At 41.9% G+C, this 12,626-nt stretch carries 12 protein-coding genes; 1 reads left to right on the top strand and 11 read right to left on the bottom strand.

The window, feature by feature from the left end; translation table 11 throughout:
- Window positions 1-39: 39 nt before the first annotated feature.
- The 8 genes from POV27_RS19715 to POV27_RS19680 are packed head-to-tail and all read right to left on the bottom strand — an operon-like array spanning window position 40 to window position 7,837.
- Complete coding sequence (locus POV27_RS19715) at window positions 40-1,056, bottom strand: glycosyltransferase family 2 protein (protein WP_272864518.1); 1,017 nt, start codon at window positions 1,054-1,056, stop codon at window positions 40-42.
- Between the two features lie 2 nt (window positions 1,057-1,058).
- Window positions 1,059-1,931, bottom strand: a complete 873-nt coding sequence (locus POV27_RS19710) for a glycosyltransferase family 2 protein (protein ID WP_272864517.1) — start codon at window positions 1,929-1,931, stop codon at window positions 1,059-1,061.
- Window positions 1,932-1,937: 6 nt separating this feature from the next.
- On the bottom strand, window positions 1,938-2,714 hold the full coding sequence (locus POV27_RS19705) for a glycosyltransferase family 2 protein (RefSeq protein ID WP_272864516.1): 777 nt from the start codon (window positions 2,712-2,714) through the stop codon (window positions 1,938-1,940).
- A 3-nt stretch (window positions 2,715-2,717) separates the two neighbouring features.
- On the bottom strand, window positions 2,718-3,791 hold the full coding sequence (locus POV27_RS19700) for a GDP-L-fucose synthase family protein (RefSeq protein ID WP_272864515.1): 1,074 nt from the start codon (window positions 3,789-3,791) through the stop codon (window positions 2,718-2,720).
- A 3-nt stretch (window positions 3,792-3,794) separates the two neighbouring features.
- Entirely contained in the window at window positions 3,795-4,907 is a 1,113-nt protein-coding gene (gene gmd / locus POV27_RS19695; RefSeq protein ID WP_272864514.1) for a GDP-mannose 4,6-dehydratase, read from the bottom strand.
- Window positions 4,908-4,928: 21 nt separating this feature from the next.
- A complete protein-coding gene (locus POV27_RS19690; RefSeq protein WP_272864513.1) occupies window positions 4,929-6,161 on the bottom strand; it encodes a glycosyltransferase in 1,233 nt (410 codons plus the stop codon).
- Window positions 6,158-6,910 (bottom strand): glycosyltransferase family 32 protein, encoded by a 753-nt coding sequence (locus POV27_RS19685; protein WP_272864512.1) that lies wholly within the window; start codon window positions 6,908-6,910, stop codon window positions 6,158-6,160. The genes POV27_RS19690 and POV27_RS19685 overlap by 4 nt, the downstream gene beginning before the upstream one ends.
- Before the next feature lie 3 nt (window positions 6,911-6,913).
- Complete coding sequence (locus POV27_RS19680) at window positions 6,914-7,837, bottom strand: glycosyltransferase family 2 protein (RefSeq protein WP_272864511.1); 924 nt, start codon at window positions 7,835-7,837, stop codon at window positions 6,914-6,916.
- 120 nt (window positions 7,838-7,957) lie between these two features.
- On the opposite strand from POV27_RS19680, the gene POV27_RS19675 reads away from it, so the two are divergent.
- Window positions 7,958-8,629 carry a sulfotransferase family 2 domain-containing protein gene (locus tag POV27_RS19675; RefSeq protein ID WP_272864510.1) on the top strand — a complete coding sequence of 224 codons (672 nt, stop codon included), beginning with the start codon at window positions 7,958-7,960 and terminating at the stop codon, window positions 8,627-8,629.
- On the opposite strand, the gene POV27_RS19670 is transcribed toward POV27_RS19675, so the two are convergent.
- The 3 genes from POV27_RS19670 to POV27_RS19660 are packed head-to-tail and all read right to left on the bottom strand — an operon-like array spanning window position 8,630 to window position 12,623.
- Window positions 8,630-10,531: a glycosyltransferase gene (locus tag POV27_RS19670; RefSeq protein ID WP_272864509.1), complete on the bottom strand. Its 1,902-nt coding sequence runs from the start codon at window positions 10,529-10,531 to the stop codon at window positions 8,630-8,632.
- A gap of 2 nt (window positions 10,532-10,533) precedes the next feature.
- On the bottom strand, window positions 10,534-11,535 hold the full coding sequence (locus POV27_RS19665; RefSeq protein WP_272864508.1) for a glycosyltransferase family 2 protein: 1,002 nt from the start codon (window positions 11,533-11,535) through the stop codon (window positions 10,534-10,536).
- Complete coding sequence (locus POV27_RS19660) at window positions 11,532-12,623, bottom strand: glycosyltransferase (RefSeq protein ID WP_272864507.1); 1,092 nt, start codon at window positions 12,621-12,623, stop codon at window positions 11,532-11,534. The genes POV27_RS19665 and POV27_RS19660 overlap by 4 nt, the downstream gene beginning before the upstream one ends.
- Window positions 12,624-12,626: the final 3 nt, after the last annotated feature.

The raw sequence follows: 12,626 nt of genomic DNA, 5'->3' as shown, positions 1-12,626 counted from the left end.
GGTTGGTTGAATACGTAGCTAAAAATAGGTCTTTTCCAATTAATAGTTCTTATGTCCCTCGGGAAGCTTTAACCATTTATAGAATGTAGGACGCATCCATCGGTTCATTAAGAGACGCTTTACCACAAACGATTTAAAACCGAAAGACATCGTTCCTCTTTTTGGAGCAGGCACTTCAATGGTTTTATCATCATTGCCTTCGGCTTGGGAGGCCGCCAATTCGTACATCCAAGGTTCGGGTTGATTCCCCATGTGATAGGCATAATTGCCTATCGTGGCTAAGCGCCAAAACCCAGATGCATCATTGGGAACATCTATATAGTCTTTGTCTGCCTTACTGGAATAGGCCATGTTACTGAAGGTATCTGGAGATTTCTGAAATACTTCGCGACGTAGGGTAGAGACAAAATGCCCGCAACCCACCACAGCTGATAAATCCTTGCGTTTTACAGTCATCTGATACTTTAACCGAAGTTCGTTGGCATACATGCTGTCTTCCCTCCCGATGCTTTTGGCAAACCGCTGCATGTCTTCCGGATTGCAAAGGCTTTGAAATTGCAATTGCCCTTTGAAAAAGGCTCCATAGATGGTATTCACCGTATGATTGGCAAACATAGTTCCGTGAGGGACGGGCGAGACCATACCAGCTTCTGGAAAATGTTCATAGACTTCTTCCACAGCTTGCATCCAACCCTGAGTGAATAATACATCGCCATCACTAATTGTCACCAAAGGCTCCTGACTTGACTTGGCCAAGGGAATCACGGCATCGATCTTTCCTACATTGTTTTTGTAATGAATGAGTTGATCTATTTTACCTTCTTCATACAACTTCTGAAGGTATTCGGTTACCTCCGTACAACAGCCATTATTCACAACCGTTAAAAAACTTTTTGAATGGCGCGTTGCATTGCACGAATCGATGCAAAGCTGAGTAAAATCCAATCCCTTTTCAAAGTATTCTTCTAAATGGGGCACATAGACAGGAATGATGACACGATGGTAGGCATCGCCTTGAATTTCCTTATCCTTTTCCGGATTTCTGCCTATACGCATGCTTAGGAGTTAAAATAGGTTTTTAGACAGTAATAGGGTCTAAAATATGCAGTAAACTTAGGGATTTTCAGAGACTTTTCGGGATGGATACGTTTCCATTGAAAAACAGCGTACCTAAGAAGTCGCTTTGCAATTTTATGTAGCACCCATGGATTTGAGACCCCCATTTGCTTAAAATTTTCGAACATCCTCAAGGCAATTCCTTGGTACAATTCCTTCTTCAACGATAATCTGGCGTCACTTTCGTACACGCGATAAAAGGCCAAAGGTTCATTGAGATAATAGATGGGATACCGATAAAAAAAACGCTGATAGAAATCTTGGTCTTCACCCGCTTTCATAGCTTCATCGAATCGCAGATTGGCTGTTAGAGCTTCCTTTTTAATAAGGGGTGTTGGTGATTTAATGAGCCAGACGCCCAAGGCATTCCAGAAAACATTACCGGAGCGTAAATGCTCTTTTCCTACTGCGGGACCCAATGTTTTTCCGGTTTCTTCTCCATTTTCGTCTACTTCCAAACAGGCACAATGTACCAGCATCGCTTCAGGGTTCTTTTCAAAAGCATGTATTTGAAGTGTTATCTTATTCGGTGCCCAAAAATCATCGTCATCCAAAAAAGCAATGTATTCACCCAAGGCATTGTCGATCCCATAGTTCCGCGTAGAAGAAATCCCACCATTTTCCTTAAAATGATAGGTGCAATTTTCGTAGCGATCGCATAACTCCTTGGCATAGGGTTTTTCGGAACCGTCATCAATTACCAATATCTCCATAGGAGAATAGTTCTGGGCAGCAACACTTTCCAGCGCTTGTTCCAGATAGGCTTCCCTATTGTAGGTTGGGATAATAACACTTACCAAAGGATTTGTTTCCATGCAGTGTTATTTAAAGAGTTTATGCTTAATGCGCTTCAATATCCCTTTGGGCGTAAGTTTTCTAAGGCGGGAAATCTCCTGATTAGCTTCGTACAACGCTTTCATATCTTCATAATACACCCCAAAGAGTTCTCGGTGAAACCGATCGTCTTCCGCTTGTTTCTTGGCCAAATGCTCTGGCGAATTGCTCACTCCACTTAAATCGAAGAGAGCTAACGGATATTTGATATGCTGAAAACTAATTTTTCCACTCAAGAGGCATTTTAAATAAAAAGCACGATCGGCAGACAGACGATAGCTTTCGTCATAGTTGCCCATGAGTTCGAATACTTTCTTATGAAAGAGTGTACTTTGATGGGGCAAGGAGGTCTTCATGAAGTAATAGGGCGTCACCGTATCGGCGAAAATCTTCTCTCCTTTTTCGTATTTGTAATCCCCATAGATGATATCACCCTTAAAATTAGGGTGTCCTACGAACTCCTCTAACGCTTTTGAAGTATAAAAGGTGTCCCCACTATTCAGGAACAATAAATAGTCTCCCGTTGCTTTGACAATTCCCTTGTTCTGGGCATTGTAAATCCCAGTATCCGGTTCACTAATCCAATAATCAATATGTTCGGCTTCAGCTTCAATGTATTCCTTACTACCGTCGTTAGAAGCACCATCGATGACCAAAAACTCATAATGGGAATAGCTTTGCTCCTTTACAGAAGTCAGCGTAGCCTTGAGTCCTTCTACATCGTTGTAATTGATTGTGATTATGGAAACTTTGGGCGTGTTCATCGTTTAACTGAGATACCAATTATACATTTTTTGAATCCCATCTTTTACAGAAACCTTGGCGGTCCATCCCATAGCGTTGATTTTGGAAACATCAGTCACCTTTCTGAAGGTTCCGTCAGGCTTTTTGGTATTAAAATAAAATTCCCCATCGAACCCAACGATCTCTTTAATCAATTTTGCCAGATCGGCAATGCTCATATCGCTTCCCGTTCCTATATTCACATGGGTATTGCGAACTTCCTTCCCACTTTGCTTACCGGGAGCTTCATAATGATTCATTAGGAATAGACAAGCCTCTGCCATGTCTTCTACCCATAAAAACTCACGCATGGGTTTCCCAGTACCCCATATCTCGACCTTCACCTTATCTTCTTTGTAAACGCCAAATGATTTCAGGGTGTTTATAATTTCATCTTCAGTTGATTTTCCGTCGACCTTTTGAATGGGAAGTCGGTCCAAATCCTTTCGAATGGCATCCCAATTATCATTTTCCAATAACTTGCCTAAATGTATCTTCCGCAACAATGCTGGAAGCACATGGGCCTTTTCCAAATCGAAATTATCATTGGCTCCATACAAATTGGTGGGCATGGCAGAGATATAGTTCGTTCCGTACTGCAGGTTATAGCTTTCGCACATCTTTATACCAGCTATTTTGGCAATGGCATAGGGTTCATTGGTGTACTCCAGCACATCCGTCAACAAGTAGCTCTCCTTGATGGGCTGCTCCGCATTTTTAGGATAGATACAAGTACTTCCCAAGAAAAGTAATTTGGTCACGCCATTGAGGTAACTCTGATGGATAACATGATTTTGTATCATCACATTATCGTATAGAAACTCTCCGCGATAGGTATTGTTGGCCTGAATGCCCCCTACCTTGGCTGCGGCCAAGAAAACAAATTCGGGCTTTTCAGCTTTAAAGAATCGTGCTACTGCAACACTATCCCTAAGGTCCAATTCCTTGCTGGTTCTCAGGACCAAATTGTGATATCCTTCCCTTTCCAAAAGTCGAACAATGGCACTTCCTACCAATCCCTTATGGCCTGCTACATATATCTTGGCATCCTTATTCATGCACTATTCGAAATAATTTGAAGTTTTAAACCCACCTTCTTTCAGGTATTGTTCTTTTTGCATGAGCACGAGATCACTTTCCATCATTTCCTTTACCAAATCTTCCAGCTCGTATTCGGGAACCCATCCCAATTTTTCCTTGGCTTTACTGGCATCTCCTATTAGCATATCTACCTCGGTAGGTCTGAAGTACGTTGGGTCTACTTCCAATACCACTTTACCTTCGGGCAATGGGAAACGATCGTCTTTGGCTTCCACTACATACGCTTTTTCGTCGGCCCCGCTTCCTTCAAATCGTAGGCTAACCCCGATATGGGAAAAGGCCATTTTCACAAAATCGCGAACCGTTGTGGTTTTTCCCGTAGCGATGACCCAATCTTCGGGCTCATCTGCCTGAAGAATCATCCACATCATGCGAACATAATCCTTAGCATGTCCCCAATCCCTTTGGGCATCCAAATTCCCAATGTACAGTCGATCTTGCAATCCTAGGGCAATCTTAGCGGTAGCCCGAGTTATTTTTCTGGTCACAAAAGTCTCTCCACGAACGGGCGATTCGTGATTAAATAGGATTCCATTACAGGCGAAAATTCCATAAGCCTCGCGATAGTTAACAGTCGCCCAATAGGCGTATAATTTGGCTACACCATAAGGACTCCTTGGATAGAAAGGAGTGTTTTCCGTTTGTGGAATCTCCTGTACTTTTCCGTATAGTTCTGAAGTAGATGCTTGGTATACCTTGGTTTTCTCTTCCAGTCCTAGAAATCGAACAGCTTCTAAGATTCTCAAGGCGCCCAATCCGTCGGCATTGGCCGTGTATTCCGGGATTTGAAAAGAAACCCCTACGTGACTCATCGCCGCCAAATTATAGATCTCATCGGGTTTGATCTCATTGATGATACGAATGAGATTCGTACTATCGGTCATATCCCCATAGTGCAATATGAAGTTCCTGTTCGAAACATGGGGATCTTGGTACAGATGGTCGATACGATCGGTATTAAAGGAGGAAGCCCTTCTTTTTAAACCATGCACTGTGTATCCTTTTTTCAGAAGAAATTCACTGAGATAGGCTCCATCCTGACCTGTAACTCCTGTAATAAATGCTACTTTCATAGTTGGTTGCTCGTTTCGGAGCTATGGCTCCAATACTTTTGTATACAGCGCCCTATAGGCTTCTGCTTGTATTTTCGAATCGAAATGCACCTCGGCATAGGTTCTTATGGTTTCCTTTTGAAAGGAGTGGGACATTTCAAAAAATGCTTCGATTGCCTCTTTCAATGCTTTTGCCGATACCTCTTTAGCCAAAACACCATTCTTTCCTTCTTCAATATGCTCTTTCAATCCTCCAATCGCATAACCTACGACCGGTGTCCCAGTTGCCAATGCCTCCAACATAATATTGGGAAGGTTATCCTCCTTGCTAGGCAATATACAGGCATCTGCTGTGACATAACAAGCCACTATTTCCTGTGGTTCCGATTTAAACCCCAAAGGTATGACTTTTACAGCTTCATTGGGGATTTCCACCTCCCCTTTTCCCATTGTAAGTAAGGTTAACGGAAAGGATATGGTCGAGAGTGCTTCTTTCAATAAGGCAAACCCTTTTCTATCAATATGCAAGGCTCCCGCAGCGAACAACAACACCTTTTCATCGGGCCCAATATTTAATGTTTTCCTTAAGGTATTCACCTCTGGATGAAAAACAGACAGGTCTATGCTATTGGGGATTGTTTTCCTTTCTGAAAAATGGTCAAACACCTTGCTTACTTCAGCTTCTTCCAAAAGCCATTGGGATGGACTTGCCAAGGCTCCCTTCACACATTGCGAGATAGCCTTTTTTTTCGAGTGAAGCATTTCCATATCCAATTGCTGAATGATAGTATTCCTTTCTTTGTCGCCTTGATAGTGGAAGAGTCCCATAAAAGGATTCATATCGTGAAGGGTCCAGACCACTGGTTTTTTAAACAATGAAAAGAAACGTTTATAATCCAAAATACCAGTCACCATGTGAAGGTTCACCAAATCAGCCTCTTGAAGATACGGATGGGTTTCCAATTCCTTTTTACTGAAAGGAAGTGATAGCATTTCATAAGTTAACTGTCCCTTTACTTTATCAATTTCCCGCTGAACGCGCTCCTGCTTGGAAGGCGATATTAACAACTTCAACTTCCATTGAATCTTTACCCAGAAAGATGGTTTACGATAATCGAAAAAGGAATCTTGAACTACATTGCCGTTAAAATCGATAGAAAGATCCCGGGACAAAAATGCACTGGCAATTCCAATACCCTGTAATGCCTTATGCAAACGCAAGGCTGCAATTCCCGCACCCCCTCGGCTGGATGTTGTTACTTGGACGACTTTCATTTCCCTTTGCCAACGATTTTATGGTACAACTTACGTGAAAATTCCTTGGCATAACGTCTAAAATACCATTTCGGGTATCCATGAAACCAATAATCATTACAGACCGTCACCAAGTTGCCAACAAGCTGTTTCGTAGTTTCCTTCTTTTTAGGTTTCCATGAGTGATCCCATAAGTGCACGCCATAACTGTTCTCCGAAATGAACGATGTGAAGGGCTCTTCCTTGTATTCGTAGGGCAATGCGTAGAAGTAGTCCGTGTCTAAAATTAATTCGCCTTCTTCTAAAGGCTTTGATACTAACATGGGTGTAAAAGTATGTGTGATCACAGGAGGTGAAAACGGATTGAAGGTATGGGTGTCATAGTAATTTTTCATTTGCTGTACCCACCGATTTTCTGGTTCGGCAGCAAAAAAAGCAAAGTTTACGCGACCTTTTACCTCTTCCCCAATCACAAAACGATTGGACAACAATGGATTTATGGGTTTTATCAACAGCATATCGGTATCCATATACACGCCTCCCTCTTTCAGTAAGACAACCGTTCGAACATAATCGGAAACAAAGGCATATCGTTTTTTCCGTAGCGCATTTTTGTAGAAAGCGTGCTTTGTATTGAAAAAATTATCTTCATTCCATTCCTTAATTTCAAAATCAGGACAGTGGGTTTTCCATGATTCCAAACAGCGTTGAAACACCTCGGGTTTCTTTCCTTTCCCAAACCAGCAGTAATGGATTTTCTTTGGGATCATGGTTTATTTTTTAGCTAGTTTAATCTTTAATTGCTTTCTGTATGCTTTATAAAACGGACTTCGAAACGTTTTGGGAAGCCTTGTTTTATGGTAGGAAGGATTAAAGTACTTTCCTTCGCGAAACATCTCTTCTACCCAATGGTCAATGAGCCAATCGTATTGCTCCGAATAAGCAAGGTTCTCTTGTAATCCTATATGAATGTCTTTTATTACCTCCACATTTTCCCGTAATCTCGGTAGGGAGGATTTTTTTTGGCTTCTAATGGCCGATTGTTTGTGTACACGAATGTAATTCATGGGTTCCGCACAAAATGCCACCTTTCCTTTTAGGAATAACATCATCCAAAACCACCAGTCGCCGCAATACCGATATCGGATAGGAAACCATGCAAGATCAATGCTTTCTTTACGCACCAAAGCAGAACTAACATTCATGACCGGACATCGGTACTTTCCATAAAATTGAAGTAATTCCGTTCCTTCCTTGCAATAGTCTTCCTTCCAGAATCCAGTCCCGAAACTGTCCCACCATGGGTTGAAGTATTCCTTTTCTCCTGTAGCATTATAACTCTTGCAATGCCCCACAACCACATTAGGGTCTTCCATTTTTGGAACCAATCGTTCCAAGAAATTTGGTTCCACCCAATCATCACTTTCGGCAATCCACACCAAAGACCCCTTGGCCATTTCCAGTCCTTGCTTCCATAGACCGAAAGGACTTCCAGAATTGGAGGCGTTAACGAACACCTGAGTCACTTTTTCATGGCTTTCATAAGATTTCAGTACGGCAGCACTATTATCTGTAGAGGCATCGTCTAAAAGCAGCACCTCAAAGTCCCGAAACGTCTGCCCCAACACACTTTCTATACGTTGTTGTAGAAAAGAAGCGTGATTGTAATTGGGGATGATTATGGATACTAGTGGCACTGCAGTAGCTATAAATTGGCGGTTTAAAAACTTGCCTAAAGATAGGTCTAAAATTTAAAGCCTAGGGAATCGTATTGGGTATTGCTTTCGGAAATCAAGAAATAGTACCTTTGTCCGCACATGATATCCAAGGAACGCAAATTCATTTTCATTCACATTCACAAAACGGGAGGCACCAGTATTGAAAAAAAACTGGGGCATTTCGATACATTAATGCGTGATGTGCAAGATCATAGAAGTTTGGCTGAAATTGAAGAACTCACCGATCGTGGATTCTATTTCCGAAAGTTCCTGTACTCGATAAAAAAAGGAAAACCACAACTGGCCCAGAAAAACCTTTCCCTATACGTTTCCCCCAAACTTACCCGCAAGGAATACGATAGCTTTTATAAATTTTCTTTTGTTCGAAATACTTGGGGAAGACTCTACTCATGGTATGCCAATGTAATGCGGGATGAATTGCACCGAGAAAGTTATGGAATTACACATCCCAATTATTCCATGTATGATTTCTTAACCGAAAAAATAAAACCGGAAACCTTCTCCCAATTGCATTTCCTGAAGAACCGGGAAGGTAAGATAGCAATGGACTTTATTGGTAGGTTCGAAAATCTACAGGAAGATTTCAATACGGTTTGCGATCGCATCGGATTGGAAGACAGTGAACTTCCCAGACTGCTTATTAGCAATAATGCCCACTACACTGAGTTCTATGACGATAAAACCAAAGATTTGGTGCGTAGCTTGTTCAAAGAAGAAATCGATTTTTTCAATTTCGAGTACGGAGGGTAGTTATTCTATTGAAATATCTTCCCGTTGTCCGAAGTTACCCGTGTTGTTCAGCTGAATGTAAGGCTCCTTGATCCACTTTTTCTTTTTTATTTTCTGAAAAAGTTGCTTCAAAAAGAAAAAATCGCCCGCTTTCCAGCAGTCCCACCGGGCCTTATCTTTATGCTTGGAATGAAAGGTGAAGCAGGGCGCTCCAATATTGGCAAGTTTAATTTGTTCCGCGTCCATAAGGTCATTGGACGGAATTAGTGCACCATCAGGATAGCGCATTTGCCAGAGAAGCAAAGTATTCTTCGAAGCTTCGTTAATCTGATTTACAATATGCTGCACGGCATGTTCATCGATAAATCGATCGTCATCGTCCAAAAAAATGATCCATCCTTCACGAACATATTCCATGAGTTCATTACAATACAAATTATAGGGAGCAAATTTGAATTTGCCTCTTTCCCCCGCATTCTGTGGAGGGTCGGTAATGGGCTGTACTTTAACTAAATCGATGTTCGCATACTCCCTAAGGTACTCCAGATCGACACTGTCGTCATAGGAAACGATATGACGGATATTCGTATACGTTTGATTTTCTATAGACTCTCGACATATCTTAAATCCATTGGGACGATTGGACGTGCGTGTGAGGATATTGATCACTGGATTTTCAGTTATGGAAGATCCACGCTTGTGTTTGGATTTCTTGCTGGGTCTATGATACAGGCTGACGAGTTTTTCCAGAATGGAAGAAGCATCGTAATGGGCTACCACATGATTTCTATTCATGGTCCCCATTTCCTGCCATTCATCCTTTCTTTGTAGCATATCCAGCATTCCTTGGGCCAGCGCATCGACACTTTCTGAGGGAACTACGATATTTTTCTCAGGCAGCATTTCACGCACCGAGCCTACATCGGTAGCTACGATGGGTAAACCACAACTTTGTGCTTCCAACAGTACTGTGGGCAAGGCCTCTCCTCTGCTTGGGAGCACATAAAAATCGGCGTTTTGATAGTGCTCTTTTATAGCCTCACTGGTTTGCCAGCCGTGAAAAATTACTTGATCTTCGAGCCCTAACTCTTTCACCATTTCGGTTAGTGAATTTCGAAAGGGACCGTCCCCTATCAAATGCAGGGTAATTGTTTCCTTATCAAATCGCTCACATACCCTCTTAAATGCAATTATGGCCAGATCGTATCCTTTTACGTTCATGAACCTCCCCACACTCAAAATGTGGATTCCATCCCGTTCCCCAGATGGTTTCATAGGGAAGAAATCCGTATCAATTCCATTGGGTAGGGACACAAGCGTATTTTCATTGGCTCCCATTTGCAATAGCGAATCGGTATTGTATTTGGAAATGGAAATGATTCCATCTGCCTTGGCAAAAAGTTTTTTGTAGATACCTTTTGTTTGTAGTCCTTCCCGAATATCCACCCCGTGAAATGTGGTAAACAAGCGTATGGGAACCCCTACCTCCTTTAAGAAAACAGCATCATTGCCCATAAATCCGTAATGCGCATGCACCACATCAATCTTAGATTTGAGGATGAATTGAAGTAGATAAAAATTCTGAAGGTTTAGGGATTTACTTCCGTATCTAAAGAAGTTAAGGGATTTTAGCAACCAAAAGAACTTCTTGCTCCCTAATTTTGAAAAAAGCAGTCCCAAGGTTTTTAAGAAACGCTTGGCCTTGTTTCGTTTTAAAAGATCGTGATTGGAAATGCATTTTCCGTACAAATCGTAGGCTTCGAATCCCTTCAAGGCATCTATCTGATTGGGATGCTTGTGCTTAGTGTAAATGTGCACACTACACCCTTTGTCTAAAAGTCCGACGATATGATTACGGATGAAGGTTTCCGAAATGGCCGGAAAATCATGTACCCAAATTAAAACGTTGGTCTTTTGTTCCATAATCAATTGGAAGGAAATATACGTGAAAGCAAAAACTTATTCAATCGATAAAATCCAAAACCGGGCTTATCCTGAAGTTGATGTTTGTCCATTCTTCGTAACAATGACAGATACCAACATTCCTTCCTACTGAAAATGCGAGTGTTCCAAGCCAAGCGGGTAAACTCCTTGTATAGTTTTGGTCGGTTTCTATCATGTACGAAGCGTCGCAAAGCCCTTAAAAACATCTTCCGAAGAAAGGACCTCCGTTCTTGGGCAGAAAGGGTACCTTCTAATTTAGAACGATCGTATTTTTTCAAATAATAACGAACGGCTTCCATAGCTTTGGCAATAAACGTCTCGTCATGGAACTTATCATGTGCGTCGTCTGTGTGATAAAAAAAATCGGCTTCCTCGATGCGCTTTACCTCACAACCTGAGAGTAACATATGGGTATGAAAATCCACGTCTTGAAAACGCATCAGGTTTTCATCGAACTTGCCTCCTTTGGTGAATGCCTCCTTTTTCCATATGGGACTGGAGATCTGCCACGGAATTTCATAAGAAAGAAACATTTCCAAATAGGCGCGGCTCGTCGGATTTTCTGGATCTCTATTTACAATATCTCCTAGCGTATCTCCCTTTTTTTCTTGGGTAGAAAAGATCAGAGCATCGGCCTTATTATTTTCTGAGAAGTATTTTAATCGATTTTCGAAACAGGTATTGGCAATGGTATCGTCACTATCAAGAAACATAAGATATGCGCCACTACTCTTCTCAATCCCCACGTTTCGGCAGGCGTTGGCTCCTTTCTTCCTATTATTGGGCCTTTCCAAACATTGAATGCGCTCGTCTTTGGCCGACCATGTTTTTACAACTTCCTTTGTATGATCGGTACTGCCATCATCAATCACCAAACATTCCCAATCGGTATGAGTCTGATTCACCACCGATTGTAGGGTCCGTTCGATCGTTTGGGATCGGTTAAAGGTTGGGATGATAATCGTGATCTTTCTAGAACTCAAGCGACAGCTTCTTTTAAGGTCTTATTTACCGCATCGAGATGATGGTCTAAGGTGAAATTTTCGCTAGCTAACTTTTTACCTGCATCTCCCATTTTTTTGGAAAGGGATACATCTCCCAACAAAGCACCTATTCGTTGTGCCATTAAATCAACATCATGCTCTTGTACCAAATAGCCTGTTTCCCCATCCAAAATCACATCGGGTATGCCTGCATGTCGGGTCGCTACTACCGGAACCCCAGCCAAACTGGCTTCCATGACCCCAACAGGAGTTCCTTCTTGATCTCCATTGGAGGTGGTTATGGAATGTTGCACGAAAACCTGCGTTTCTCTTAAAAGTTCCTGAATGGTTTCTGGTGTTACCACTCCTAGGAACGTTACTCGGCTCTCCAAACCTAAATGCTTAGACAAATTAACACAGGTATCCCATAATGGACCTGTTCCTGCCATTGTGAGTTTCGCTTCGGGGTGCGACTGCACTACTTTAGAGAACGCCAATAGGGTATAATACGGAGCCTTTTTGTCTACAAACCTTCCTACGCTTAATAGTTGTTTCTTCGAAAAATTGGGAGAAATTTCTTTGAATGCAGGATTAGCACCACAGGCCGTATGCACCAACTTATCTTTAGCACAACCCATTTGCTCCAAGGATTTCTGCATCTTTTTCGAAACCGCAATCACTTTGTTGGCTCGTTTAAAAACCTCACGGTAATTATCGCATCCCTTTACAATATCTTTTCGTACCGCATCATACCCGTGAAAATGGACTACTAACGGAATGTCATTATCTTGGAAAACGGGGAGTAGATGATGGGCATGATTCCCATATTCTACCAAGGCAACATCGATATTGTTTTCGGCTAATGAATTTTGTAGCCAATCCTGAACATTAAACGTTGGTTTTCCGGAAATTCTTCCCCATACTTTTTGCACCAAGTTGGCAGTGCTTTTCCGACTAGTATTTTCAAGTCGGATGTTTTGCCCAGCACCATAATAATAAAATACTTTTCCCTTAAGCCCATTTTTATGAGCCTGTATAAACGTTTCAGAATACGCTTTCTGGTTGGGTGAAAAAAGGGCAATGTTCATGTA

The organism is Aureisphaera galaxeae (assembly GCF_028561275.1).
In the GTDB taxonomy this organism is placed as follows: Bacteria; Bacteroidota; Bacteroidia; order Flavobacteriales; family Flavobacteriaceae; genus Aureisphaera; species Aureisphaera galaxeae.
The sequence above is the reverse complement of the archived record's forward strand: the minus strand, read 5'-3'. Positions and strand labels throughout refer to the sequence as shown.

Coding starts and splice junctions, on each gene's coding strand:
- POV27_RS19660 (WP_272864507.1), bottom strand. CDS start 12,623: ATGAACATTGCCCTTTTTTCACCCAACCAGAAAGCGTATTCTGAAACG.
- POV27_RS19700 (WP_272864515.1), bottom strand. CDS start 3,791: ATGAATAAGGATGCCAAGATATATGTAGCAGGCCATAAGGGATTGGTA.
- POV27_RS19710 (WP_272864517.1), bottom strand. CDS start 1,931: ATGGAAACAAATCCTTTGGTAAGTGTTATTATCCCAACCTACAATAGG.
- POV27_RS19670 (WP_272864509.1), bottom strand. CDS start 10,531: ATGGAACAAAAGACCAACGTTTTAATTTGGGTACATGATTTTCCGGCC.
- POV27_RS19715 (WP_272864518.1), bottom strand. CDS start 1,056: ATGCGTATAGGCAGAAATCCGGAAAAGGATAAGGAAATTCAAGGCGAT.
- gmd (WP_272864514.1), bottom strand. CDS start 4,907: ATGAAAGTAGCATTTATTACAGGAGTTACAGGTCAGGATGGAGCCTAT.
- POV27_RS19685 (WP_272864512.1), bottom strand. CDS start 6,910: ATGATCCCAAAGAAAATCCATTACTGCTGGTTTGGGAAAGGAAAGAAA.
- POV27_RS19690 (WP_272864513.1), bottom strand. CDS start 6,161: ATGAAAGTCGTCCAAGTAACAACATCCAGCCGAGGGGGTGCGGGAATT.
- POV27_RS19675 (WP_272864510.1), top strand. CDS start 7,958: ATGATATCCAAGGAACGCAAATTCATTTTCATTCACATTCACAAAACG.
- POV27_RS19705 (WP_272864516.1), bottom strand. CDS start 2,714: ATGAACACGCCCAAAGTTTCCATAATCACAATCAATTACAACGATGTA.